General features: G+C 48.1%; 2 protein-coding genes and 1 pseudogene. All 3 read right to left on the bottom strand.

The window, feature by feature from the left end; translation table 11 throughout:
• Positions 1-386 (bottom strand): annotated as a pseudogene (locus AB6E08_RS23360) (phage tail tape measure protein); the annotation flags it as partial.
• Between the two features lie 125 nt (positions 387-511).
• Entirely contained in the window at positions 512-856 is a 345-nt protein-coding gene (locus AB6E08_RS23365) for a phage tail assembly protein (RefSeq protein ID WP_372160356.1), read from the bottom strand.
• The coding region (locus tag AB6E08_RS23370) for a phage tail tube protein (RefSeq protein WP_372160358.1) at positions 856-1,187 on the bottom strand (332 nt) is incomplete at its 5' end. The genes AB6E08_RS23370 and AB6E08_RS23365, both read right to left, overlap by 1 nt.

The following is a 1,187-nucleotide window of genomic DNA, read 5'->3' on the forward strand; positions in this document are numbered from 1 at the left end:
CCAAGCAAGGTATCAACGCCTGTAGCGAGAGTGGTTGTATCGATACGAATATCGGCTTGAGTAGAAAAGTCTTCAATAGATTGGGTTAGCACATCCACTTGGTCGCTCGACAGTTTGGCATTGGTGCCAATACGAACCATCTGTGAATCAAATGCAGCCACATTACGCACGGTTGCCCCTGTCGCAAATGCAGTGGCCATGCCTACGTAGCGATTACCTAAAGCATCGATACCCCGACCAGCTGCGGCGGTCGAGGTTTTAACGAGTGTCATGGCTTTTTGGTTTTTCTTGGCGAACTCACCCATCGAATTACCATACTGACGCGCCTTAGCCGCTAGGTTGCCTGCAAGGTTTAAGACAATATCGGTTTCAAGTTTCTGTGCCATTGGATTGTTCTCTTAGTTTTCGATAGGTTTTGAGTAGTCGCCGCAAAGGCATGGCGGTGGTGACGCTTAACGGAATCTTTGAACACATTGCAAGTTGCAAGTTTTCACAGACTTCCGGCAGCGCCTTAAGATCGCCCCCTGTTTTCAAGCTCCTTGGTAATCAGCTCATCGAGTTCGCTTGCTTTTTCTTGCAGCAGTTTAAAGTCTTCCTGGTGCAGCTTTCTTAACTCCTTGATAGAGATAGGCCCCTGAACACTGCCAATGTACTCAACCTGACGAACAAGAAGCTCGATGCCGTAAAGCACATCAGAGGTGTATGCCATGGCCACACCATCATTCACGATCACTTTCTCTGCCGCTAACTGCGCATCGATGTAATCACCAGAGCTTAACTCTCTTAGACCAACTTCATGGTGGACGGCTTCGCCCACCTTGAAACCATGATCCAATGCAAAGGTCATGATAGCCATTAAACGCGCTCCGCTGGGTTACCTTCGAACGTGCCCGTAATATCACCAGAGTCACTTAACTGGAACGGCGCTTGTGGTGAGGCACTTGTAATCATGTAATCAACACCGTTGTCGCCTTCCCAAGTTAGCGTTGCGTCTGTGATGTTATTGATTTCAACAACATCGACATCCTCATCCGCTGCAATCACTACCGCGACTGTCGCGGCAACGAACTCTTTCGACTTACCCCAAATACGGTTTGGACCAGGGTGAGATACATGATTGTAACCACCTGGGTTCAAAGTCGAACCCTTCTTTGTTTTTAGTTGTTTGCTGTTAGCACGAACAACAA

The sequence above is a fragment of the Vibrio sp. 10N.247.310.24 genome, from assembly GCF_041467175.1.
Classification (GTDB): domain Bacteria; phylum Pseudomonadota; class Gammaproteobacteria; order Enterobacterales; family Vibrionaceae; genus Vibrio; species Vibrio tasmaniensis_A.